General features: G+C 74.5%; 22 protein-coding genes and 1 riboswitch. Of the genes, 4 read left to right on the top strand and 18 right to left on the bottom strand.

What is annotated here, in order from left to right:
* Window positions 1-2: 2 nt before the first annotated feature.
* Genes J1M39_RS07035 through J1M39_RS07025 form a run of 3 tightly spaced genes read right to left on the bottom strand, consistent with a single transcriptional unit; the run spans window position 3 to window position 3,150 of the window.
* Window positions 3-638 (bottom strand): cation transporter, encoded by a 636-nt coding sequence (locus tag J1M39_RS07035; RefSeq protein ID WP_041103529.1) that lies wholly within the window; start codon window positions 636-638, stop codon window positions 3-5.
* Window positions 635-1,771 (bottom strand): GNAT family N-acetyltransferase, encoded by a 1,137-nt coding sequence (locus J1M39_RS07030; protein WP_049146903.1) that lies wholly within the window; start codon window positions 1,769-1,771, stop codon window positions 635-637. Before J1M39_RS07030 ends, J1M39_RS07035 begins: the two co-directional genes overlap by 4 nt.
* Window positions 1,768-3,150, bottom strand: a complete 1,383-nt coding sequence (locus J1M39_RS07025; protein ID WP_044659691.1) for a glycine--tRNA ligase — start codon at window positions 3,148-3,150, stop codon at window positions 1,768-1,770. Before J1M39_RS07025 ends, J1M39_RS07030 begins: the two co-directional genes overlap by 4 nt.
* A gap of 141 nt (window positions 3,151-3,291) precedes the next feature.
* Here J1M39_RS07025 and J1M39_RS07020 point away from each other — a divergent pair, with 141 nt between their 5' ends.
* Complete coding sequence (locus J1M39_RS07020) at window positions 3,292-3,534, top strand: RNA-binding S4 domain-containing protein (protein ID WP_036317588.1); 243 nt, start codon at window positions 3,292-3,294, stop codon at window positions 3,532-3,534.
* Between the two features lie 52 nt (window positions 3,535-3,586).
* Here the strand turns inward: J1M39_RS07020 and J1M39_RS07015 are convergent, their stop codons facing one another.
* Window positions 3,587-4,279 carry an alpha/beta hydrolase gene (locus J1M39_RS07015; RefSeq protein WP_036340883.1) on the bottom strand — a complete coding sequence of 231 codons (693 nt, stop codon included), beginning with the start codon at window positions 4,277-4,279 and terminating at the stop codon, window positions 3,587-3,589.
* Window positions 4,280-4,359: 80 nt separating this feature from the next.
* Here J1M39_RS07015 and J1M39_RS07010 point away from each other — a divergent pair, with 80 nt between their 5' ends.
* Window positions 4,360-5,253 carry an SGNH/GDSL hydrolase family protein gene (locus tag J1M39_RS07010; RefSeq protein ID WP_044659692.1) on the top strand — a complete coding sequence of 298 codons (894 nt, stop codon included), beginning with the start codon at window positions 4,360-4,362 and terminating at the stop codon, window positions 5,251-5,253.
* Window positions 5,254-5,328: 75 nt separating this feature from the next.
* On the opposite strand, the gene metX is transcribed toward J1M39_RS07010, so the two are convergent.
* Together metX and J1M39_RS07000 are read right to left on the bottom strand one after the other, a co-directional pair.
* Complete coding sequence (gene metX / locus J1M39_RS07005) at window positions 5,329-6,459, bottom strand: homoserine O-acetyltransferase MetX (protein ID WP_044659693.1); 1,131 nt, start codon at window positions 6,457-6,459, stop codon at window positions 5,329-5,331.
* The gene (locus J1M39_RS07000; RefSeq protein ID WP_044659694.1) at window positions 6,456-7,823 is read right to left on the bottom strand and encodes an O-acetylhomoserine aminocarboxypropyltransferase/cysteine synthase family protein; all 1,368 of its coding nucleotides are present in this window, start codon (window positions 7,821-7,823) and stop codon (window positions 6,456-6,458) included. Before J1M39_RS07000 ends, metX begins: the two co-directional genes overlap by 4 nt.
* Before the next feature lie 130 nt (window positions 7,824-7,953).
* A riboswitch (SAM riboswitch) is annotated at window positions 7,954-8,069 on the bottom strand.
* Window positions 8,070-8,246: 177 nt separating this feature from the next.
* Here J1M39_RS07000 and J1M39_RS06995 point away from each other — a divergent pair.
* A complete protein-coding gene (locus J1M39_RS06995; RefSeq protein WP_078025700.1) occupies window positions 8,247-8,882 on the top strand; it encodes a VOC family protein in 636 nt (211 codons plus the stop codon).
* Between the two features lie 18 nt (window positions 8,883-8,900).
* Here J1M39_RS06995 and J1M39_RS06990 read toward each other — a convergent pair whose 3' ends face one another.
* Entirely contained in the window at window positions 8,901-9,674 is a 774-nt protein-coding gene (locus J1M39_RS06990) for a CPBP family intramembrane glutamic endopeptidase (protein ID WP_206496624.1), read from the bottom strand.
* Between the two features lie 152 nt (window positions 9,675-9,826).
* Between J1M39_RS06990 and J1M39_RS06985 the strand changes: the two genes are divergently transcribed.
* A complete protein-coding gene (locus J1M39_RS06985; RefSeq protein WP_206496613.1) occupies window positions 9,827-10,903 on the top strand; it encodes a phosphotransferase in 1,077 nt (358 codons plus the stop codon).
* A 15-nt stretch (window positions 10,904-10,918) separates the two neighbouring features.
* Here J1M39_RS06985 and gatB read toward each other — a convergent pair whose 3' ends face one another.
* The 11 genes from gatB to J1M39_RS06930 all read right to left on the bottom strand — a co-directional run bounded on the left by gatB (window position 10,919) and on the right by J1M39_RS06930 (window position 22,195).
* Entirely contained in the window at window positions 10,919-12,424 is a 1,506-nt protein-coding gene (gatB, locus tag J1M39_RS06980; RefSeq protein WP_158183600.1) for an Asp-tRNA(Asn)/Glu-tRNA(Gln) amidotransferase subunit GatB, read from the bottom strand.
* Window positions 12,421-14,037 (bottom strand): Asp-tRNA(Asn)/Glu-tRNA(Gln) amidotransferase subunit GatA, encoded by a 1,617-nt coding sequence (gene gatA / locus J1M39_RS06975; protein ID WP_174233325.1) that lies wholly within the window; start codon window positions 14,035-14,037, stop codon window positions 12,421-12,423. The genes gatB and gatA overlap by 4 nt, the downstream gene beginning before the upstream one ends.
* Before the next feature lie 8 nt (window positions 14,038-14,045).
* Window positions 14,046-14,342: an Asp-tRNA(Asn)/Glu-tRNA(Gln) amidotransferase subunit GatC gene (gene gatC / locus J1M39_RS06970; RefSeq protein ID WP_002854348.1), complete on the bottom strand. Its 297-nt coding sequence runs from the start codon at window positions 14,340-14,342 to the stop codon at window positions 14,046-14,048.
* Between the two features lie 204 nt (window positions 14,343-14,546).
* A complete protein-coding gene (locus J1M39_RS06965) occupies window positions 14,547-15,071 on the bottom strand; it encodes a GNAT family N-acetyltransferase (protein WP_036317337.1) in 525 nt (174 codons plus the stop codon).
* Window positions 15,068-15,550 (bottom strand): hypothetical protein, encoded by a 483-nt coding sequence (locus J1M39_RS06960; RefSeq protein ID WP_020625517.1) that lies wholly within the window; start codon window positions 15,548-15,550, stop codon window positions 15,068-15,070. The genes J1M39_RS06965 and J1M39_RS06960 overlap by 4 nt, the downstream gene beginning before the upstream one ends.
* Window positions 15,547-16,464 (bottom strand): inositol monophosphatase family protein, encoded by a 918-nt coding sequence (locus J1M39_RS06955; RefSeq protein ID WP_170747779.1) that lies wholly within the window; start codon window positions 16,462-16,464, stop codon window positions 15,547-15,549. The genes J1M39_RS06960 and J1M39_RS06955 overlap by 4 nt, the downstream gene beginning before the upstream one ends.
* Window positions 16,461-18,854: an NAD-dependent DNA ligase LigA gene (gene ligA / locus J1M39_RS06950; RefSeq protein ID WP_170747778.1), complete on the bottom strand. Its 2,394-nt coding sequence runs from the start codon at window positions 18,852-18,854 to the stop codon at window positions 16,461-16,463. Before ligA ends, J1M39_RS06955 begins: the two co-directional genes overlap by 4 nt.
* A gap of 40 nt (window positions 18,855-18,894) precedes the next feature.
* On the bottom strand, window positions 18,895-19,653 hold the full coding sequence (locus tag J1M39_RS06945) for a PP2C family protein-serine/threonine phosphatase (RefSeq protein WP_020625514.1): 759 nt from the start codon (window positions 19,651-19,653) through the stop codon (window positions 18,895-18,897).
* 11 nt (window positions 19,654-19,664) lie between these two features.
* Window positions 19,665-20,804 (bottom strand): adenylate/guanylate cyclase domain-containing protein, encoded by a 1,140-nt coding sequence (locus J1M39_RS06940; RefSeq protein ID WP_070709465.1) that lies wholly within the window; start codon window positions 20,802-20,804, stop codon window positions 19,665-19,667.
* Window positions 20,801-21,337 (bottom strand): PH domain-containing protein, encoded by a 537-nt coding sequence (locus tag J1M39_RS06935; protein WP_342356381.1) that lies wholly within the window; start codon window positions 21,335-21,337, stop codon window positions 20,801-20,803. The genes J1M39_RS06940 and J1M39_RS06935 overlap by 4 nt, the downstream gene beginning before the upstream one ends.
* Window positions 21,338-21,358: 21 nt before the next feature.
* Window positions 21,359-22,195 carry a biotin--[acetyl-CoA-carboxylase] ligase gene (locus J1M39_RS06930; protein ID WP_206496612.1) on the bottom strand — a complete coding sequence of 279 codons (837 nt, stop codon included), beginning with the start codon at window positions 22,193-22,195 and terminating at the stop codon, window positions 21,359-21,361.
* Between the last annotated feature and the right edge of the window lie 35 nt (window positions 22,196-22,230).

The raw sequence follows: 22,230 nt of genomic DNA, 5'->3' as shown, positions 1-22,230 counted from the left end.
GCTCAGTCGTCGTCGACCTCGCCGGCGAGGGCCTGGGCCGCCAGGTGCTCCTCGGTCGCGGCCTCCCAGATCTCCTTGGCGGCGGAGCCGTTGAGCAGCACGAGAAGCACGCCCACGATGATGTCCGCCCAGCCCGACGCCGTCAGCACCGTGATCCCGGACAGGGCGATCAGCACGACGCCGGCCACGAGGTCGTTGCGCGCCGCGAGCCAGGCCGCCCGGGTGAGGGAGCCGCCGTCGACGCGGACGCGGGCCAGCAGGACCACGCACACGATGTTCACGAGGAGCGAGCCGACGGCCGCCCCCAGCAGCACGCCCGCGGCCGGCGGCTCGGGGTCGCCGATCTTCGTGGCCGCCATGACGAGCGCCGCCACGGCCGGCAGCACGATGATCCCGGCCATGACCTTGCCGATGACCGCCTGCCGGGCCGCCGTCCACCCGAGCGCCACGAAGATCAGCAGGTTGACGGCGAAGTCCTCGAAGAAGTCGACGGAGTCCGCCACGAGGGCCACCGAGCCGATCCCCACCGCCAGGATGATCTCCACCACCAGGTAGGCGCCGTTGAGCAGGGCCACCGCCAGGACGGTGCCCCGCAGGGTGCGGGTGCGCCGGCGGTCCGCTACGGCCGCCCGGTTCACGCGCCCGGCGCGTCGTCCACGAACACGTACGTGTCCACCAGCGTCCGCGCCGCGTTGCCGCCGATGAGCCCGTCCACGATCCGCTCCAGCGGGGCCATCGCCTCGTCCACCTCGATCTGCACGGGGTACTGGGCCACGAGCAGGGCGAGCAGGTCGGCCACGGCCTGCAGCGCGTCCTCCTCCCCCAGCTCCGGATCCCAGCCCACGAGCACATCGGCCGGCGCGTCCTGGCGCTCCGGGGTGTAGGACACCGCGAACGCGCGGATGCGCCCGCCCTCGGCCTTCGGCGCGTCGCGGAGCACGACGGCGCCCGCGGCCCCGGTGGCCGGGCCCAGCAGCAGCTGCTGGGCGGCCCCGACGCTCAGGGTCGACGGGTCCCACGCGTGCACGGCGTCATAGAACGCGGCGACCGCCTGCGTCAGCTCGACGGAGCCGGTCGAGGCCTCCTCGAGGACCACGCCGTCCGGGTGCTCCTCCCCGCGCACATCCGGCAGGCCGATGGCCCCCGGGGCGATCGCGACGCGGCGGGAGCGCTGCACGGGGGTGAAGCCCTGGGCCACGAGGAACGCCTCGGTGCCGGCGGCCAGTGCGGCGGTCTGGGACCGCACGGCGTCCGTGTCCACGGGCGGGCGGCCCGTCGCACTGTCGGCCTCGGTCTGCGGGTCGGCGCAGGCCACGCCGGGCACCAGGGCGTCCTTGGCGAATCGGGCCTTCAGCGCGGTCGTCGGGATGGCGCCGGCGGCGTGCGCCTCCGCGGCGAGCCCGCGCAGGGCCGCCACGAGCGCCCGGCCGATGCCCCGGCGCCGCTCGGCGGCCGCGGTCTCGACGTACAGCCACAGCCGCCGCGGGTGCACGGACGAGGCGTAGACGACGCCGGCCGCCACCGGCACGCCGGCGTCCTCGGCCACGAGCGCGCGGCGCCAGGGCCGTTCCGCGTCCTCGGCGAGCATCGCCCGGTCCTGGTGCTGCTGCGCGTTGGCCGGGTCGCCCCACACCTCGAGCAGGGCCAGGTCGTCCCCGGGCCGCCAGGGACGCAGCACGATCTCCCCGTCGGCGACCGCGGCGGAGTCGAACAGCGCGCCGCCGTCGTCATGCCCCGCGGCCCCGGCCGCTCCCGTCACGTCCCCGCTCACTTGACCAGGCGCTCCAGCAGGTAGGACTTCACCTGGGACAGCGCCACGCGCTCCTGGGCCATGGTGTCCCGCTCGCGGATGGTCACGGCCTGGTCCTCGAGGGTGTCGAAGTCCACGGTGATGCAGAACGGGGTGCCGATCTCGTCCTGGCGGCGGTAGCGACGGCCGATCGCGCCGGAGTCGTCCGTCTCGATGTTCCACAGGCCGCGCAGCTCCGCGGCGAGGGACTGGGTGGCCGGCTGCAGCTCGGGCTTCTTGGACAGCGGGAGCACGGCGGCCTTGACCGGGGCCAGGCGCGGGTCCAGCTTGAGCACGGTGCGCACGTCCACCCCGCCCTTGGCGTTCGGGGCCTCGTCCTCGGCATAGGCGTCCACGAGGAACGCCATCATGGCGCGGGTCAGGCCGAAGGACGGCTCGATCACGTACGGGGTGTAGTGCTCGTTGTTGGCCTGGTCGAAGTACTGCATCTTGGTGCCCGAGTGCTCGGTGTGCCGGCCCAGGTCGTAGTCGGTGCGGTTCGCGATGCCCATCAGCTCGCCCCAGCCGTCGCCGCCGGTGAAGCCGAAGTCGTACTCGAGGTCGATCGTGGCGTCCGAGTAGTGCGCCCGCTCGTCCGCGGGGACGTCGAACTTGCGCAGGTGCGCGGGGTCGATGCCGAGGTCGATGAACCAGTCCCAGCAGTCCTCGACCCAGCGGTCGAAGTGCTGGCCCGCCTCGGCCGGCGGCACGAAGTACTCGATCTCCATCTGCTCGAACTCACGGGTGCGGAAGATGAAGTTGCCCGGGGTGATCTCGTTGCGGAACGCCTTGCCGATCTGGCCGATGCCGAACGGCGGCTTCTTCCGGGCCGCGCCCAGCACGTTGAGGAAGTTCACGAAGATGCCCTGCGCCGTCTCCGGGCGCATGTAGTGCAGGCCCTCCTCGTTGTCCACGGGGCCGAGGTAGGTCTTGACCAGGCCCGAGAACAGCTGCGGCTCGGTCCAGGCGCCCTGGGTGCCGCAGTCCGGGCACACGATCTCGGCCATGCCCTCGGCCGGCCGGCCCTTCTTGGCCTCGAACGCCTCGAGCAGGTGGTCCTGGCGGTGGCGCCTGTGGCACTGGGTGCACTCCACGAGCGGGTCGGTGAAGGTCTCGACGTGGCCGGAGGCCTCCCACACCGCGCGCGGCAGGATGATGGAGGAGTCCAGGCCCACCATGTCCTCGCGGGAGCGCACGAAGGTCTTCCACCATTCCGCCTTGATGTTCTCCTTCAGCTCCACACCCAGGGGCCCGTAGTCCCACGCGGAGCGCGAACCGCCGTAGATCTCACCGGCCTGGAACACGAAGCCTCGGCGCTTGGCGAGGTTGATGACGTTGTCCAGCGGGGACTTGGCAGCCATGGGGGCATCACTTCCGTACTCATCGGCGGGGCGGGAGGGGATCACGACGACGACGGCGCCCGGCCGCCTTCGAGGCGGCGGGCCCGTTCCGGCGCGGCGCGCCGGTCGATCCCGTCCAGCCTACCGGCCATGATGGACACCATGACCGAGACGAACGCACCCGACGCCCAGCCCCTGCCCATCCGTGACGAGTCCATCCGCCTCGGCCAGGCGCTCAAGCTCGCCTCCCTCGTGGAGGACGGGGCCATGGCCCGCGACGTCGTCACCGACGGGCTCGTCACCGTCAACGGCGCGGTGGAGACGCGCCGCGGCGCCCAGCTGCACGACGGGGACGTCGTCGAGTTCGCCGGCGAGGCGTTCGTCGTCCAGGCCGGGCAGGCCTGAGCCGACGCCCCGTCGGGCGGCCGCGGCGCCGTCGTCGAGCGTGTCCGGTGCGTCAGCCGCGGGGCGGCACCATGTGGGCGAGGTACTCCTTCACGTGGCCCAGCTCCTGCTCGTTGATCGCGTGGCCGAGCCCGGCGTAGACGATCTTCATGAGGTCCACGTGGGCGTTCAGCCAGGCATGGGTCTCCTCGACCCGGGGCTCGGAGATGATCGGGTCCTCCTGGCCGCGGCCCCAGAAGACCTTCGGTCGGACGCGGGCGACGTCGTCGTCGCGGGTGAACAGCTCGCGCAGCCGCGGCTCGGTGAGCTCCGGGTCCACCACGAAGCCGGACAGCGCCACGGTGCACGCGTAGGCCTCCGGGTCCAGGCGCAGCAGCGACGTGGCCATCGCCATGCCCTGCGAGAAGCCGAGCAGGGAGACGGTGCGGAAGTCCCCGCGCACCGCCTGCACCCAGGCGTGCAGGGCCTCGACGGCCTCGCGGACCGGCTCGGCGGTGGAGCCCAGCTCGCCCGTGACGGGGTCCTGGGAGAGCGGGAACCAGGCGTGGGAGCCCGGCTGCAGGGGCAGGGGCGCGCGGACGGCGGCCACCGTGACGTGCTCGGGCAGGTGCGGGACGAGGCCGAACAGGTCGTCCTCGTTCGCGCCGTAGCCGTGCAGGACGATCAGCAGGTCCTCGGTGCGCTCGCCCTCGGGGCGGGACCAGCGGACGACGGGCTCGACGGCGGGGGTGGGGTTCGCGTTCACGTCCGCCAGCCTAGCGAGCGGCACGGTCGGCCCCTCCCGGAGGTTGACCCCTCCCGCGCGACGTGGGCAGAATCCTACCCGTGGATAACCCATCCTCCTCCCAGCCTCCGCACGCCTCCGACGCGACCCCGGTCGACGACCCCGCCGCCCATCCGTGGCGCCGCTACGTCGCCATCGGGGACTCGTTCTCCGAGGGCATCGGCGACCCGGACCCGGACCGTCCCGGCTACCACCGCGGCTGGGCCGACCGCCTGGCCGAGGAGCTCTCCCGCCTGACGCCGCCCGGCGAGGACCTGGCCTACGCCAACCTGGCGGTCCGCGGGAAGCTGCTGGACCAGATCGCCGAGGACCAGGTGGAGCCGGCGCTCGCCCTGCGGCCGGACCTCATCAGCGTCTGCGCGGGCGGCAACGACATCCTGCGCGGCGCGGACCCGGACGAGATCGCGGTCCGGTTGGACGCCGTCGTCGAGCGTCTGGCCTCCGACGGCGCCACCGTGCTGCTGTTCAACGCGACCGACGTGAAGGGCACGCCCGTCATCGGCCGCATCCGCGGCACCGTGGCGATCTACAACGAGAACGTGCGCACCATCGCGCTGCGGCACGACGCGCTGGTGCCGGACATGTGGTCGCTCAAGGACCTCGCCCGGCGGGAGATGTGGGCCGAGGACCGCCTGCACTTCTCTGCGCTCGGCCACCACACGATCGCCGCGATGGTGCTGGACACCCTCGGCGTGGAGCACGGCCTCGAGCACCTGCGCCTCTCCCCGCCGGCGCCGCGCACGTGGCGCGCGGCCCGCGCGTCGGACGCCGCATGGGTGCGCACGCACCTGGCGCCGTGGGTGGTCCGCCGCCTCCGCGGCGTCTCCTCCGGCGACGGCGTCACGGCCAAGCGCCCCGTCCCCGAGCCGCTCTTCGGCGCGCCGATGCCGCAGGGCTCGGACCACACCGAGCCGCTGGACATCGTCGAGCCCTGAGCCCGGCCGGCGGGGACCGGTGGCCGTTTCCCGAACGACAGTGCCGCGACACGCCGCCGTTTCCCGAACGAAAGCTCAGAGGGCGAGGGTGCGCTTGAGCGTGTCGGCCACCTGGCCGTATTCGGTGAGGAAGCCGTCGTGGCCGATGGGCGAGGCGATCGTGTGCACCGGCGGCCGCGCGGGCAGCGCCGCCGCGAGCGCCTCGGACTCGGCCGGCAGGTAGAGCCGGTCCGAGTCGACGGCGGCCACGAACGCCCGGCCCCGGTAGTCCGCGAGCGCCGCCGCCACGCCGCCGCGCCCCCGCCCGACGTCGTGGCCCATGAGGGCCTCGGTGACCACGAGGTAGGAGTTCGCGTCGAACCGGTCGGTGAGCTTGGCCGCCTGGTGGTCCAGGTAGGACTCCACGGCGTAGCGCCCGCGCCCGCCCGGCACCCCGACGACGGCGCCGAACGGGTCCTCGACGCCCTGCGGTTCCCGGCCGAACCGCTGGCCGAGCTCGCCCGCCGTGCGGTAGGTGGTGTGGGCGATGCGCCGGGCGATGCCCAGGCCGGCCACGGGGCCGGGGCCGGGGTAGTAGTCGCCGCCCTGGAAGTCCGGGTCGAGGCGGATGGCCGCGGTCTGCGCCTGCCCCCACGCGATCTGGTCGGCGGAGGAGGCCGCGGTGGCGGCCAGCACGCCCACCCCGGCGACGCGCGCGGGGTGGGTCGCGGCCCACTCGAGGGCGCGAGCCCCGCCCATCGATCCGCCGATCACGGCACGCCAGGCGCCGATCCCGAGGTGGTCGGCCAGGCGCCGCTCGGCCTCGACCGCGTCCCGCAGCGTGAGGAACGGGAACCGGGAGCCCCAGGGCCGCCCGTCGGGCGCGGGCGTCGAGGGCCCGGTGGAGCCGTGGCAGCCGCCGATCATGGCGGGGGCGACCACGAACCACCGGTCCGTGTCCACGGCGCGGCCCGGGCCGACGAGGGCGTCCCACCAGCCCGGCGTCGGGTCCTCCTCGTGCGCGGCCACGTGCGCGTCGCCGGTGAGGGCGTGCAGCACGAGCACGGCGTTGGAGCCGTCGGCGGCGAGGGTGCCCCAGGTCTCGTAGGTCAGCTCGACGTCGGGCAGCAGCCCGCCGGTCTCGGTGTGCAGCTCGCCGACCCGCAGGCGGTGGCGGCCGCCGCGGGGCAGCGCGGTGCGCGACGGACGCGTGGCGACGGCGGTCATGCCCGCTCCCCCGCGTCGTCGTCGCCGCGGCGGGCGGCGGCCGCGAAGCCGCGTTCGAGGTCGGCGAGGATGTCCTCGATGTCCTCCACGCCGAGCGAGAGCCGCACCAGGCCGGGGGTGACGCCGGCGGCGCGCTGCTCGTCGTCGGTGAGCTGGGAGTGGGTGGTGGAGGCCGGGTGCACCACGAGCGAGCGGACGTCGCCGATGTTGGCCACGTGGTGGTGCAGGGTGAGCCCGTCCACGAACGCGGCCCCGGCCTCGCGGCCGCCCGCGATCTCGAAGGAGACGAACGCGCCCGCGCCCTTCGGCAGGTAGCGCTGGGCCCGCTCGTGCCACGGGCTGGACTCCAGGCCGGCGTAGACCACGTGCTCGGCGTCGTCGCGACCCTCCAGCCAGCGCGCCACCGCGGCCGCGTTGGCCACCTGCCGCTCCATGCGCAGGGACAGGGTCTCCAGGCCGAGGTTCACCAGGAACGCGTTGAACGGGGAGATGGCCGAGCCGTAGTCGCGCAGCAGCTGCACGCGCGCCTTGAGGATGAAGGCCAGGTTGGCGCCGAGCGGCGAGCCCACCCCGAGGTCCCGCGCGTAGACGAGGCCGTGGTAGGACTCGTCCGGCTCGTTGAAGCCGGGGTACCGCTCGGCGTGCTGCGCGTAGTCGAACGTGCCGGCGTCGACGATCACGCCCGCGATGGCCGCGGCGTGCCCGCCGAGGTACTTCGTGGCGGAGTGGGTGACGACGTCGGCGCCGTGCTCGATGGGCCGCAGCAGGTACGGGGTGGCCAGCGTGTTGTCCACGATCAGCGGCACGCCGGCCTCGTGGGCGGCGTCGGCGACGGCGCGCACGTCCAGGACGTCCCCGCGCGGGTTGCCGAGGGTCTCGCCGAAGAACGCCGTGGTGTTCGGCCGGACGGCGGCGCGCCAGGACTCGAGGTCGTCCGGGTCGGTCACGAACGTCGTCTCGACGCCGACCTTGGCGAGGGTGTGCTTGAACAGGTTCTGCGTGCCGCCGTAGAGGCTGGCCGAGGCGACCACGTGGTCGCCGGCGCCGGCGAGGTTGAGGATCGCGAACGTCGTCGCCGCCTGACCGGAGGCCAGCAGCAGCGCGCCCACACCGCCCTCGAGCGCGGCGATCTTCTCCTCCACCGGGCCCTGCGTCGGGTTGCCGATGCGGGTGTAGAGCGGGTCGAGGTCCTTGAGCGCGAACCGGTCCGCGGCCACCTGGGCGGACGGGAAGTCGTACGAGGTGGTCTGGAAGATCGGCAGGGCGGTCGCACCGAAGGCGTGCTGGCCGACGGCGACGCCTGCGTGGACCTGCGCGGTGGAGAAGCCCCAGGCGTCGGGGGTCGGGGTGGTCTGGTCGGTCATGGCGGACCCTCCTGAGGGGTTCAGGGGCCGGACCCGGCCGCCCCGCCCGCCGGCCGACGTGCCGATCCGGGAACCGGCGTCGTCGAGGTGCCGGAGATGACCCGGCGCCGTCGAGAGGGGCCGTGGGATCGGCCCGCGCTTGCCGGCGTCCGTTGTGGGGCCGGCCTGGTCGTCACCCGGGGCACCCCACCGCGGAAGGAGGGTTGCCGGTCAGCATGCCGGGGCCTGTTGCTGACTCTCGTGACCGTGCCTCCGAGTGTAGCCCGCCGCCCCGCCACGATTTCGTCACGCGTGTCACCCGCGGATACGCTCTCCGCACGGGGCGCCCGACCCGTCAAGGGCTCGACGCCCCGCGACTCGCACCAGGTCAACCCCCGGGGCAGCCCGGGAACGGAGAGGAACAGCGCAGTGCACACCTGTCGCATGGACCACGTGTCCTACGCCGCCGGCCCCGAGGGCCTGGACGCCACGGTCGCCCGCATCGCCGAGACGCTGGGCATCGAGCGGATCAAGGGCGGTGTCCACCCCCGCTTCGGCACGCAGAACGCCCTGTTCCCCATGGCGGGCAGGCAGTATCTGGAGGTCGTCGAGGCCCTGGACCACCCGGCCTCCCTCAGCGCGCCGTTCGGCCAGCTCGTGCGCGCCCGCACCGAGCAGGGCGGCGGCTGGATGAGCTGGGCGGTGGCCACCACGGACATCGGCCGGTTCGAGCGCCGCCTCGGCCGTGAGGCCGTCCCCGGCAACCGTCGCTTCCCGGACGGCCGGGAGCTGTCCTGGCGGCAGATCGGCGTCAAGGGAACCCTCGCGGACCCGCAGCTGCCGTTCATCCTGCGCTGGGCCGACGGTCAGGAGGACATGCACCCCTCGCAGGCGGCCGAGCCGCAGGCCACCATCGAGCGCCTGAACATCGCCGGCTCCCCCGAGCGCCTCGCCGAGTGGCTCGGCGACGACGAGGACGGCCAGGTCCAGGACGTGAACATCGAGTACGTCGCGCCCTCCGGCACCCCGGGCATCGTCTCGGTCACCTTCCGCACCCCGAAGGGCGAGGTCACGCTCTGAGCGCGGGGGCGGGGCCGCTCAGCCGAGCAGCCCCGCCCGCGCCAGCAGCGGGTAGCCGACGAACCCGACGGCGTCCAGCAGCGTGTGCGCGATGACCAGCGGCATCACCCGGCGCACCCGCAGGAACACGAGCGCGAACACCACACCCATCAGGGCGTTGCCCACGCCCGGCCCGATCCCCTGGTACAGGTGGTACGCCCCGCGCAGCAGCGCGAGGGCGAGCACGACGACGGCCACGCGGGTCGGCAGGAACAGCCCCTCGGCGCTCGCCCACGACGACGGCACGGCCGGCGCCGGATCGCGTGCCAGGCCCGCGGCGCGCAGCCGCTGCAGATACCCGAGGCGGTCGACGAGCCAGGCGCCCACGATGACCTCCTCCAGCAGTCCGTGCCGCAGCGCGGAGAGCAGCAGGACCGGCACCTGGTACCAGCTCTCCCCGAGCGCCGAGCCGACGATCGCCGTCGTGATCCCCAGGGCCCGGCCGGCGGCGTAGACGCCGAGCGTGCCCAGCCCGATGGCCGCGAACAGGCCCAGGCCCCAGGCCAAGTCGCGGCCGGGGCGGCGCAGGTCGAGGCCGAGCACCCGGAACGGGTTCCGGCCGCGCAGGTGCATCAGGTGCAGCACGAGGGCCACCGGCACGAGCGCGAACCCGATGCCGAGCAGCTGATAGGTCAGGTCGAAGGCCCAGCGGTCGGCCAGGGCCGGGTTGAGGACGGTGGTCTGCTCGCCGAGCGGGGCCTGGGTGGCCTTGTCGATGAGCTGGACGATCGCATAGACCGCCGACTTCCCCAGGGCTGTCTCTTATACCCATCTAAAAAAAAAACACCCTCTCCCCCGGGCGCTTTCGAACGTGAGGGAGGGCCTGTCTCCCGTTCGAAAGTCCCCATCCCCCCGATGTCACGTTCGAAAGTCCGGGAGGGAGGAGGGAGGGTTAGCGTGGTCGTGTGGTCTCCCCGCCTGCCCCCAGCGAGCTCGAGCTGGTCCACCGCGCCCTGCAGCACCTCCGCCCCGGCCTCGACCCCGCTCTCGCCCGCCGGCTCCGCACAGCCGACTGGGCCGCGGCGTCCGTGGAGGAGGGCGGGCAGTTCCACCGCGTGCTCGTGCTCGAGGACGTCGGCGTCCTCCGGATGACGCGGGCCCACGAGGTGGGGGCCGCCCCGGCCGCGCGGTGGGCGCCCGAGCGGGACCCCGCGGCGCACCTGCCCCGGCGCCTGGCCCTCCTCGACGGACTCGCCGCGGCCCTGGCCGAACGCGACGTGTCGTGGGCCGTCCCGGTCGCCCTCTCGGATCCCGTCTCCGCGGGCCCGGGCGCCGCGGTGCTGCAGCGCTTCCTCCCGGGCGGCCCGCACCCGCCGCACGAGGGCGATCCGGCCGTGCTGCGCGGCGTCCTCGACGACCTCGCCGCCGTGGACGTCACCGACCCGCGGATCGCCCCGCACCTCGGCCGCCCGTTCGCCTTCCGCGGCCCGTGGACGCCGGAGCGCGCCCGGCACGTCGCGGCGCTGCCGGGGACGGTCGCCGCGCGCCTGGGCGCATGGGAGGGGCACGACGTCGACGCGCGGCTGGGCGCCGAGGCGTGGCCGGACGCGGTGGCCGCCCTCGCGGACACGGTGACGACGTGGACCGCCGCGCCGCCCGTGCCGCCGTCGCTCGTGCACGGCGACCTGGCCGGGCACAACATGCGCTGGCGTGCCGTGCCCGAGGACGAGGACCCGCGCGCCCCGCTGCGCTGGGCGCTGGCCGGGGTGCTGGACTGGGACTTCGCGTGCGCATGGGACCCCGCCCTCAACGTCGCCTACCTGGCGCTGTGGCACGGCGAGGAGAAGGTCCCCGACCTGGCCCGGGACGCGGCCGAGGCGCGCCGGGCCCGCGTGTGGCTCGGGGCGATGGCCCTGGAGACGCTCGACGACGCGGCGGCCCGGGACGCGATCGTCGGCGGGCTGGCCGCGGGGTCCTGGCGGCGCCTGCTGCGCAAGACCCTGCCCCGCGTGGCGCGGGCCCTCACCGCCCTGGACGGCTGAGGGCCCGCACGGACGTCAGGACACGCCCAGGCGCTCCAGCACGATCTCGCGGACGCGGCCGGCGTCGGCCTGCCCGCGGGTGGCCTTCATGACCGGGCCGATCAGGGCGCCGACGGCGGCCATCTTGCCGCCCTTGATCTTCTCGGCCACGTCCGGGTTGGCGGCGATCGCGGCGTCGACGGCCTCGGTGAGCGCGCCGTCGTCGGACACCACGGCCAGGCCCTTCGCCGCGACGACCTCCTTCGGGGCGCCCTCGCCGTCGGCCACCAGACCGAGCACCTGCTTGGCGATCTTGTCGTTGATCGTCTTCGCGGCGATCAGCTCCTCGACCTCCACCACGTGCGCCGGGGTGATCCCCAGCTCCGCGACGGCGACCTCGCGGACGTTCGCCAGGCGGGCGATCTCGCCCATCCACCACTTGCGGGCGGCCGCCGCGGAGGCGCCGGCCTCCACGGTCGCGACGATCTCGTCCAGGACGCCGGCGTTGACGACGTCGCGGAACTCCTCGTCCGAGAAGCCCCACTCGGCCTTGAGCCGCTTGTTCCGCACGGCCGGCAGCTCGGGCATGGCCGCGCGCACGCGCTCGACCCACGCGGCGTCCACGTGCACGGGCACGAGGTCCGGCTCGGGGAAGTACCGGTAGTCGTCCGCGTCCGACTTCGGGCGGCCCGAGGTGGTGCTGCGGGTGTCCTCGTGCCAGTGGCGGGTCTCCTGCGTCACGGTGCCGCCCGCGGCGAGCACCGCGGCCTGGCGCTGGATCTCGTGGGTGACCGCGTGCTGCACGGCGCGCGTGGAGTTCACGTTCTTCGTCTCGGTGCGGGTGCCGAACTCGGTGGCGCCCTTGGGCATCAGCGAGACGTTCGCGTCGCAGCGGACGTTGCCGCGCTCCATCCGCGCGTCGGAGATGTCGATGGCCTGCACGATGTCCCGGATCGCGGTGACGTAGGCGCGGGCCAGCTCGGGGGCCCGCGCACCGGCGCCGACGATCGGCTTGGTGACGATCTCGATGAGCGGCACGCCCGCACGGTTGTAGTCGACGAGGGACGCGGAGGCGCCCTGGATCCGCCCGGAGCCGCCCACGTGGGTGAGCTTGCCGGCGTCGTCCTCGAGGTGCGCGCGCTCGATCTCCACGCGGAAGACCTCACCGTCCTCCAACTCGACGTCCAGGTGGCCGTCGAAGACGATCGGCTCGTCGTACTGGGAGGTCTGGAAGTTCTTCGGCGTGTCCGGGTAGAAGTAGTTCTTCCGCGCGAACCGGCAGGTCTCGGCGACCTGCGCGTCCAGGGCCACGCCCAGGCGGATCGCGTACTCCACGACCTCGCGGTTGAGCACCGGCAGGGTGCCGGGCAGGCCGAGGTCGAGCGGGGTCACGTTGGTGTTCGGCTCGTCGCCGAACGCGTTGGGCGCCGAGGAGAAGATCTTCGTGGCGGTGTTCAGCTCCACGTGCACCTCGAAGCCCAGCACGGGGTCGAAGCGCTCCATCGCCTCCGCGAAGTCCATGGTCTGCTCTGCGTGGCTCATGCCCGGCCTCCTGCCGTGGTCGCGGTGGTGGCGCGCTGCGCGCCCTTCTCCAGCTCGGGGGCCTCGGCCCACACCGGCCCGCCCCGGCGCTCCCCGACGAGGCGCTCGAGCGCGGCGCCGGCCTCGTACAGGCGCGCGTCCTCGCGCGCCGGTGCCATCAGCTGCAGGCCGTAGGGCAGCCCGTCGACGACGCCACCCGGCACGGACATGCCCGGGATGCCGGCGAGGTTGGCCGGGATGGTTGCGAGGTCGTTGACGTACATGGTCATCGGGTCGTCCGTCTTCGCGCCCAGCTCGAACGCCGGGGTCGGCGCGGTGGGCGTGAGGATGACGTCCACCTGCTCGAAGGCGCGGGCGAAGTCCTCCTGCACGAGCGTGCGGACCTTCTGCGCGGAGCCGTAGTAGGCGTCGTAGTAGCCGGCGGACAGCGCGTAGGTGCCCAGGATGATGCGCCGCTTGACCTCGGCGCCGAACCCGGCGGCGCGGGTGGCGCCCATGACCTGCTCGATCGTGCCGCCGCCGTCGGGCACCACGCGGTGGCCGTAGCGGACGCCGTCGAAGCGGGCCAGGTTGGAGGAGGCCTCCGAGGGCATGATCAGGTAGTACGCCCCGAGGGCGGCGTCGAAGCTGGGGCAGGAGACCTCCACGATCTCCGCGCCGGCCTCACGCAGGGCCGCGACGTGCTCGTCGAAGCCGGCCCGGATGCCCGGGTGGAACGCGTCCGCCGGCAGGTCCGTCACGACGCCGACGCGCAGCCCCGCCAGGTCGCGGCCGCGGGCCGCGCCGGTCAGGTCCGCCGGCTCGTCGGCCAGGGACGTGGAGTCCTGCGGGTCGTGGCCGGCGATGACCTGCTGCAGCGCCGCGGTGTCGGCCACGGTGCGGGCGGCGGGGCCGATCTGGTCCAGCGAGGAGGCCATGGCGATGAGGCCGTAGCGGGAGACCGCGCCGTAGGTGGGCTTCACGCCGACCGTGCCGGTGAACGCGGCGGGCTCACGCACGGAGCCGCCGGTGTCCGAGCCGAGGGCGAAGGGGGCCAGGAAGGCGGCCACGGCGGCCGCCGACCCGCCGCCCGAGCCGCCGGGCACCCGGTCCCCGTCCCACGGGTTGCGGGTGATGCCGAACGCGGAGTGCTCGGTGGAGCCGCCCATCGCGAACTCGTCGAGGTTGGTCTTGCCGAGGATCGGCAGGCGGGCCTCGCGGAGGCGGGCCACCACCGTGGCGTCGTACGGGCTGAGCCAGCCCTCGAGCATGCGGGAGGCGGCCGTGGTCGGCTGGCCGCGCGTGACGATGTTGTCCTTCACGGCCACGGGCACGCCGGCCAGCGGGTGCAGGGCGTCGGCCTCGGGGCCGCCGGCGGCACGGATCGCGTCCACCTCGGCGGCGACGGCGAGGGCCTCGTCCGTGTTCACGTGGAGGTAGGCGCGCACGCCGCGGTCGCCGGCGGCGTCGGCGCGCACGTCGCCGTCGTGGGCGGCGATGCGGTCCAGGTGGGCCTGGACGAGCTCCACGGAGGTGGTGGTGCCGGCGCGCAGGCGCTCGGCCATCTGCAGCGCGGTGAGCCGGACGAGCTCGTCGGCGCCGAGGGTCGCGTTCACGTCGAACGTCTCGGTCATGGGGGTGATCACTCTCCGTCCAGGATGGCGGGGACCTTGAACTGGCCGTCCTCGGAGTCCGGCGCCTGGTCGAGGGCCTCCTCCTGCGTGAGCATGCCGGCCGGCACGTCCTCGCGGAACACGTTCTCCAACGCGATGGGGTGGGACGTCGGCGTCACGTCGTCGCCCGCGGCGGCCTGGACCGCGGAGACGTGCTCCAGGATCTTCTCCAGGTCGCCGGACATCGTGTCCAGCTCCTCGTCGGTCATCCGGATGTGGGCCAGGCGAGCCAGATGCTCCACCTGATCCCGGGTGATCTCAGGCATGGATCTCCTCGTGTGACGGGTCGGGGCGGGGTGGACGACGCCGGCGCGGCGGCGGCCACATCGGAATCGAGTCTAGTGCCGGGGCCTGCCCGGCCGCCGCCACCGCTTCGAGGCGGGAGATCCACCCCACCGCGGCGCTCCGGGCCCGCATGACAGGGATTTCCCGCCCCGAATGGGGTCCCGGTGCCGATGTCCCGCCCGGGGTCAGTCCAGCGCGAGCCGGTAGACGAGGAACGGGCCGGTCTCGTCGGCCGGGTCGAGGTCCGGCACCACGTCCGCGAGGAACCAGTCCCGCTCCGGGACGCGCACGAAGCCGGCGCGTTCGTACATCCGGTGGGCGCCGGTCATGGAGGGCATGGTGGTCAGCACGACGGCGTCCACGCCCTCCTCGGCGCGGGCCCGCGCCACGATCTCGGCCAGCAGGGCGCCGCCCACCCCGCGGCGGTGGAACCGCGGGTGCACGGCGAGCATGCGGAACTCGTACTCCCCGTCGCCGGAGGTCTCGGCCAGGGGCGAGCCGGGCGGGGTGAGCACCACGGACCCGGCCACCTCGCCGTCGACCTCGGCCACGAGCACCTCCGCGCGGCCGGCCCGGTCGGCCACGTCCATGAGGGTCTTCACGTAGGCGTCGTCGGGGGCGATGTGGCCGCCGTCGACATAGGACGCCAGGGTGAGCTCGGCGACCGCCTCGTGGTCCTCGGGGCGCAGCGGGCGGACGAGGGCGCTCATGCGTCACCTCCGGCGCGCTGGCGCAGCGTGTCCTTCAGGCGGGCGCGGGTCGCGTCCGTGGCCACGACGTAGTCGCGCCGACGCAGCCAGGCGGTGGGCACGGCCTGGTGGGGGTGGCCGTCGCGCGCCTCGTGCAGCCCTTCGAGGAACGTCGCGGCCGCCGGCTCCTGCCAGATGTTCACCCAGTAGGCGCGCTCCCGCTCCTGCGCCGTCAGTTCCTTGACCAGCCGCCTCGTGAACGAACAGCCCGGCCGCCAGAACACGACGACGCCGCCGCGCTCGACGTGCGCCTGCGCGCCGGCGAACGGCCGCGAGCGGACCCGGACCGCCCACCGGTACGTGACCGCGTAGCCGGCCAGGACGAGCCCGGCCACGATCATGCCGACCTGCTGCAGGCGCGTCCCCGCGATCATGAACGTCAGTCCGCCGGCCACGAACAGGACCGGGTAGAACCACGGGTCTCCGACGATCCGCCTCATGCCCTCTCCCCCGTCATGGCGGCCAGGGCGGACCCGTCCACGTCGCCGGCCACCATCCAGTCAGGATGTGCCGTGCCGTCCGCCGAGGCGGGCCGCGTCACCGCGACGCCGGCCTCCTCCGCCACCAACGCGCCGGCGGCCCAGTCGTACTCCTGCGTGCCGAACTCGGCGTAGGCGTCCAGGGTGCCGTCCGCGACCATGCACAGATCCAGCGCCGCCGAGCCGATCCGCCGCACGTCCCCGAACGCGGGCAGCAGGGCCGCGAGCGCGCGCACCTGCAGGGCCCGGCGAGCGGGGTCGTAGCCGAAGCCGGTGGCGAGCAGCCGCCCGGAGCGCCCCGGCACGGGGCCAGTGAGCTGCACGGGGGCGGCGTCCCGGTCGGGCACGTCCACGCCCGCCGTCGTCGCGTCCGCGGTGCTGAAGGCGCCCCGGCCCGCGCTCGCGAACCAGGTGCGCCCCAGCGCGGGCGCCGCCACGACGCCGGCCAGCCAGCGTTCGGTGCCCTCGGCCACCCCCAGCAGGTCGGCGGTCTCGGCGTCCGCCGGGCCGGTGACGGCCACCGAGGTGCAGAACTGCGGCAGGCCGCGCACGAAGTTGGTGGTGCCGTCCAGCGGGTCGATGGACCAGCGGTACCCGGACGGCTCGGCCGGAAGGGTGGCGCCGTACTCCTCGCCGGTGATCTCGTCCGAGGGGCGGTAGCCGGCGATGACCTCCCGGACGGCCTGCTCGGCGCGGCGGTCGTAGTCGGTGACCCAGTCGGAGCCGGAGGACTTCGTCTCCGCGCCGATCTCCTCGATGCCGAGCGGCACCGCCGGGTGGTGACCGGTCCAGCGCCGGGCCAGGACGTCCGCGCCGGCGCGCGCGGCGGCCTTGGCGACCACGAGCAGGCCCGGGACCGTGATGCGCGCGCTCATGCCGAGGCCTCCCCGTCTGCGGCGCCGTCGGTGGCGTCGTCCGTGTCCGCCGGGCGCACCGCGTCCGGGCCGCCGGCCAGCAGCGCCGTGAACCCGGCCTCGTCCAGCACGGGCACACCGAGGGACTGCGCCTTGTCCAGTTTGGAGCCGGCGGCGTCGCCGGCCACCAGGAAGTCGGTCTTCTTGGACACGGACCCGGAGGCCTTGCCGCCGCGCACGAGGATCGCCTCCTTCGCGGAGTCGCGGGAGAAGCCCTCGAGCGAGCCGGTGACCACCACGGTCAGGCCCTCGAGCGTGCGCGGGGTGGACTCGTCCTGCTCGTCCTCCATGACCACGCCCGCCGCGGCCCACCGGTCCACGATCTCCCGGTGCCAGTCCTCGGCGAACCACTCGATGAGCGCGTCCGCGATGATCGGGCCGACGCCGTCGATCTCGGCCAGCCGGTCCCGGTCGCCGGCCTCGGCCGCCGCGCGCAGCGCCGCCATCGAGCCGAACGCCGTGGCCAGCGAGCGGGCCGCCGTCGGGCCCACGTGCCGGATGGACAGCGCCACGAGGGTGCGCCAGAGCGGCTGGGACTTGGCCTTCTCGAGCTCGTCGAACAGGCGCAGCGTGTTGGCCGTGGGCGCGGACGGCTTCTTCGCGGTGCCGGCGGTGAAGAAGTACGGCTTGAGCGTGAACACGCCCGAGGGCACCAGGCGGCCGTCCACCTTCGTGCGGCCCTCGCGCCACACGCGCACCGCGCCGAGGGAGCGCTGCAGGTCCGTCAACCCGTCCTCGCCCCGGGGGCCCGTGATCTCCTCCGGCGTGCCGGAGGCGAGGTCGAAGATCTGCGCCTCCGCCGTGATGGGGCCCGGGCCCTCGGGCCGCACGTGCCCCTCGTGCTCGGCCGGGTCCTCGCCGGGGCCCTGGACGAGCCAGCGGGCGGCCTCCTCGCCGAGCGCCTCCACGTCGAAGGCGCCGCGGCTGGCCAGGTGCTCGACGCGGCCGGCCAGCTGGGCCGGGCAGGAGCGGGCGTTGGGGCAGCGCAGGTCCACGTCCCCCTCCTTGGCGGGGGCCAGCGGCGTGCCGCATGACGGGCAGTGCGCGGGCATGACGAACTCGCGCAGCTCCCGGCCCGCCTCGATCGCCTTCTCACGCAGCGGCAGCACGGGGCCCACGACCTCGGGGATCACGTCCCCGGCCTTGCGCACCACCACGGTGTCCCCGATCAGCACGCCCTTGGCCTTGACCACGTCCTGGTTGTGCAGGGTGGCCAGGGAGACGGTGGACCCGGCCACGGTGACCGGCTCCATCACCGCGAACGGGGTCACCCGACCGGTGCGGCCCACCGAGACCGCGATGTCCCGCAGCAGCGTGTGCACCTCCTCCGGCGGGTACTTGTACGCCGCCGCCCAGCGGGGCACGCGGGAGGTGTGGCCGAGGTAGCGCTGGTCCGCGAACGCGTCCGCCTTCACCACGATGCCGTCGATCTCGTGGATCAGCTCGTGCCGGCGCCGGCCGTACTCCTCGATCACCGCGACGACGGCGGCCAACGCCTCCTCGTCCGCACCCTCCACCACGCGGGTGTAGGGGCTCACGGGCAGGCCCCAGCCCGCGAGCGCGTCGTACACCTCGTGCTGGGACTCCAGTCCGAACGCCTCGACCGAGCCGATGCCGTGCACGAACATGGCCAGCGGGCGCTGCGCGGTGACGGCCGGGTCCTTCTGACGCAGGGCGCCGGCGGCGGCGTTGCGCGGGTTCGCGAACGGCGTCTGACCCTCCTCGGCACGACGCGCGTTGAGCTCGGCGAAGGCGGCGGAGGACATGAACACCTCGCCGCGCACCTCGAACTCGGCGGGCCAGCCCTCGCCGGAGAGCTCGTGCGGGATGTCCCCGATGGTGCGCACGTTGGCGGTGACGTCCTCGCCCGTGACGCCGTCGCCGCGGGTGGCGGCCTGCACGAGCCGCCCGTCCCGGTAGCGCAGGGCGACGGCGAGCCCGTCGATCTTCACCTCCACGAGCCAGCGGGGCGCCACGCCCGGTCGCACCTGCGTCAGGGCCTGCGCCGCGCGGCGGAACCAGACCTCGAGCTCCTCGATGGAGAACAGGTCCTCGAGCGAGTACATGCGGGCCCCGTGCCGGACGGGGGCGAACGCCTCCGAGACCTCGCCGCCGACCTCCTGGGTGGGCGAGTCGTTGGCCACGAGCTCGGGGTGCAGGGCCTCGAGGTCCTCGAGGCGGCGGTACAGCGCGTCGTACTCGGCGTCCGAGATCTCCGGGGCGTCCCGCTGGTAGTAGGCGGTCCGGGCGGCGCGGACCCGCTCCACGAGGTCCTCGTACTCCTCCCGCAGGTCCGCGGCGGGGATGTCCTGCGGATCGGGCTGGGCGGCGGATTCCTTGGGGGTGCTCACCCGGCCCAGCGTAGTCGGCGTCCCGGACGGCGCACCCGGGTCAGGGGATGCGCACGAGCACCGCCGTGATGTTGTCCCGGCCGCCGCGCCACAGGGCGGCGCCGATGAGCTTCTCGAGGGCGTCCTCGAGGGTGTCGGCGTCGTCGATCAGCGCGCGGATCTCCTCGTCCAGCAGCTCGCCGGTCAGGCCGTCGCTGCACAGCAGGACGAGGTCCCCGGAGGCGAGGGGGACCTCGGCCACGTCCACCGTGAGCGCCTCGCGCGAGCCGAGCGCGCGGGTGATGACGTTGCGGCGCGGGTGGACGCGGGCTTCGGCGGGGGTGAGCTCCCCCGCGTCGACGAGCATCTGGACCGCCGAGTGGTCCACCGTGAGCTGCTGGAGCACCGGCGAGCCGACGGGCCGCAGGTACACCCGTGAGTCGCCGACGTTCGCCACGGCCCAGCGGCCGCGCTCCGTGTCCAGGCAGGCCAGGACGGTCAGGGTGGTGCCGGAGCGCCCCAGCCCGGCCTCGACGACGGCGGCGTCCGCCTCGTGGATCAGGTGGCCGAGCTCCTGGGGCGTGTGGGCCGTGCCCGGGGCGAGCACCTCGGGGGCGCGGCGGCGCAGGGTCTCGATCGCGGCGGCCGAGGCCACCTCGCCGGCCTCGTGCCCGCCCATGCCGTCGGCCACGGCGGCGAGCACCAGCGGCTCCCCGACGAGGGTCCACGCGTCCTCGTTCAGGTCGCGGACGGCGCCCACGTGGGTGGCGCCCGCGGCCTGGGGCCGCGGCGCGGACGGGGTCTCGGGGCGGGGGTCCACGGGGTCCTCGATCAGTCGGCGAGCAGGGTCTGGGCCGACCCGTCCAAGAGCAGGGAGGGGCGGACCTCTCCGAACCCGCGGACGATCCTGGGCGGCTGCGGGACGAGCACGAAGCGCTCGTCCCGGGACAGGGCCGCAGCGGTCATGGCGTCCACGAGCACGGTACCCGGATCGGCCAGGGACGTCAGCCGCGCGGCGAGGTTCACGGTGGGCCCGTAGATGTCCCCCATGCGGGAGAGCACCCGTCCCCATGTCAGGGCGACGCGCGCCGAGGGCAGCTCCTCGTCCGCGGCGATGGTCTCGGCCAGGGAGAGCGCGATCGCGGCGCCGGCCTCGGGGGTCTCGGCGTTGAACATGACCTCGTCGCCGATGGTCTTCACGAGCCAGCCGCCGCCGGCCGAGATGGTCTCCGCGGCGAGGGACTCGAAGCGCAGCACCATGCGGGCCAGCGTCCGGTCGTCCATGGTCCGGGAGAGCGTGGTGTAGGAGACCATGTCCGCAAAGCCGACGGCGCGGGCCAGCGGCAGCGGCGCGTCCGACTCGGAGCCGTCGCGGCCCCGGGCGCTGGCCGCCAGCCCGGCCTCCACGCGCACGGTCAGGCGCTGCACGGCGCGGTTGAGCTGGCGCCGGTAGACGATCCGCATGGCCTTCTCGAGCGGTCCGACCATGTCCGGGAGCATGTCGACGACGGCCCGCCGCGCCTCCGGGTCCGTCAGGTCCTCGGAGGCGATCTTGTCCTCCACGAGCGCCTCGATCTGCCACACCACCATGCGGTCCGTCATCTGCCCGATCGAGCGCGCCAGCGAGATGGCCGTGTCCTCGTTCAGCGTCCCCGAGCGCACGAGCGTGAGCACGGACTCGAACGCCTCGATGTCCGCCTCGGTGAAGGCCTTGTGCCCCTCCGGCGACGTCGGATAGCCCAGCGCACGCCAGATCTTCCGGGCGGAGGCCATCGAGACGCCGAGGCGCTGCGCCACCTCCCGTGAGGTGTAGGCGCGCGGGCCCACCACCAGGCCGGCGTCGAGCGTGCGCATCGCGCTCGTCCAGCCGGCGGGCTGGGCGGAGCGCTCCTCGACGTCGCGGGCGGTCTCGTCCTCAGCCGGCGGGACGATCGGCAGCGGTGCGGTGTCCGGTGTCTCCGGACGGCTCATCGGAGGCCTCCTGTCGGGACGGGGGCGGGCCAGGTTGCGGTGCGGGCCTGGCGGGTGAGGTGGGCCAGGGCCTCCTCGAAGCGCGCGGCCTCGGGGACGTCGCGCAGCCGCCAGTGGACCTGGCGGGCGGGCTCCTGGAAGAGGATGTGCAGGTCTCCGGCACCCGAGCCGCGGCGGCGCCGCTGCACGTCGGCGATGGACACGAGCGGCATGGCGGCCCCGGAGTCGCCGACGCCGGCGCCCTGGAGGATGCGGCGGTCGGTGAGCACGGTGCGCCGGAAGACCCAGCGCCACAGCGGGCGGATGGTGCCGGGGAGCAGGACGAGCGCCGCGACCACCCACGCGGCCGCCTCGAGCACGGCGCGGTTCGCGGCGACGATCCCGGGCAGGTCGGGGCGTGCGAGCACGCCGACGGCCAGGCCGAGCAGGAACGCGACGGCCACGAGGACCGCGGCCGGGCGCAGCAGCGCGCGCGGGTGGGTGCGGGTGCGCACCATCACCTGCTCACCGGGCTCGAGTCGCACGGCGGTCACCTCCTGACCGGGACGGGTGTGTCATGCGCCGCGATGGACGTCTCCGCGCAGGTGGGCCACGTCCCCCGCACTGACCTCGGTCTCGATTGTGCCACGGTCCGGTGTGACGTGCTTCACGCGCAGGGTGCCGCCGGGGCCGAGGCCCACGGCCGTGCCCTCCAGCACGCCGCCGCCGGGCAGCTCGGCGCGCACCGCGCGGCCCAGCGTGGAGAGCCGGTCCGCCACGGCCGCCACGGCCGGGTGACGCCCGTCCACGGCCGCCGTCTGCCCCGCCACGCCCGCCGCGAAGCGGTCCACGGCCGCCACGACGGCGTCACGCAGCTCGACCGCGAGGTCCCGGGGCGCGGGCACGGCGTCCGCGCCGATCCACTCCGCCAGGTCCGAGGCGGTGTCCACCGGGGCGGCCCCGCGGTGGTCCAGGTTCACGCCCATCCCGACGGCGACGCCGGGCCCCTTGCCGTCCGAGGACAGCGCCACCGTGGCCAGCACGCCGCACAGCTTGCGCCCGTCCGTGGCGAGCACGTCGTTCGGCCACTTCACGTGCGTCGGGACGCCCCGGGCCGCGAGGCGCTCGGCGACCGTGGCGGAGGCGACGAGCGAGAGCCAGCTCAGATGGGCCGGGGAGACCGGCACCCCGCCGGACTCGGGACGCAGGTACACGGACAGGGCGAGCGCCGCACCCGGCGCGGCGCTCCACACCCGGGAGTGCCGTCCCCGGCCGGCCCGCTGGTCCGCGGTGGCCACGGCCGCACCGTGCCGGTGCCCCTCGCGGTCCAGCCGTGCGAGGAGCTCATCCTGCGTGGAGCCGGCGGAGTCCAGCCAGGTCAGATCCGGTGTGGGGGCGTCGTCGGGGTGCATGCCCCTAGATATACACGGCGTTCCCGGGGGCGCGC

It is taken from the genome of Micrococcus sp. KRD077 (assembly GCF_017168505.1).
In the GTDB taxonomy this organism is placed as follows: Bacteria; Actinomycetota; Actinomycetes; order Actinomycetales; family Micrococcaceae; genus Micrococcus; species Micrococcus luteus.
This window is presented reverse-complemented; position numbering and strand designations above follow the sequence as displayed.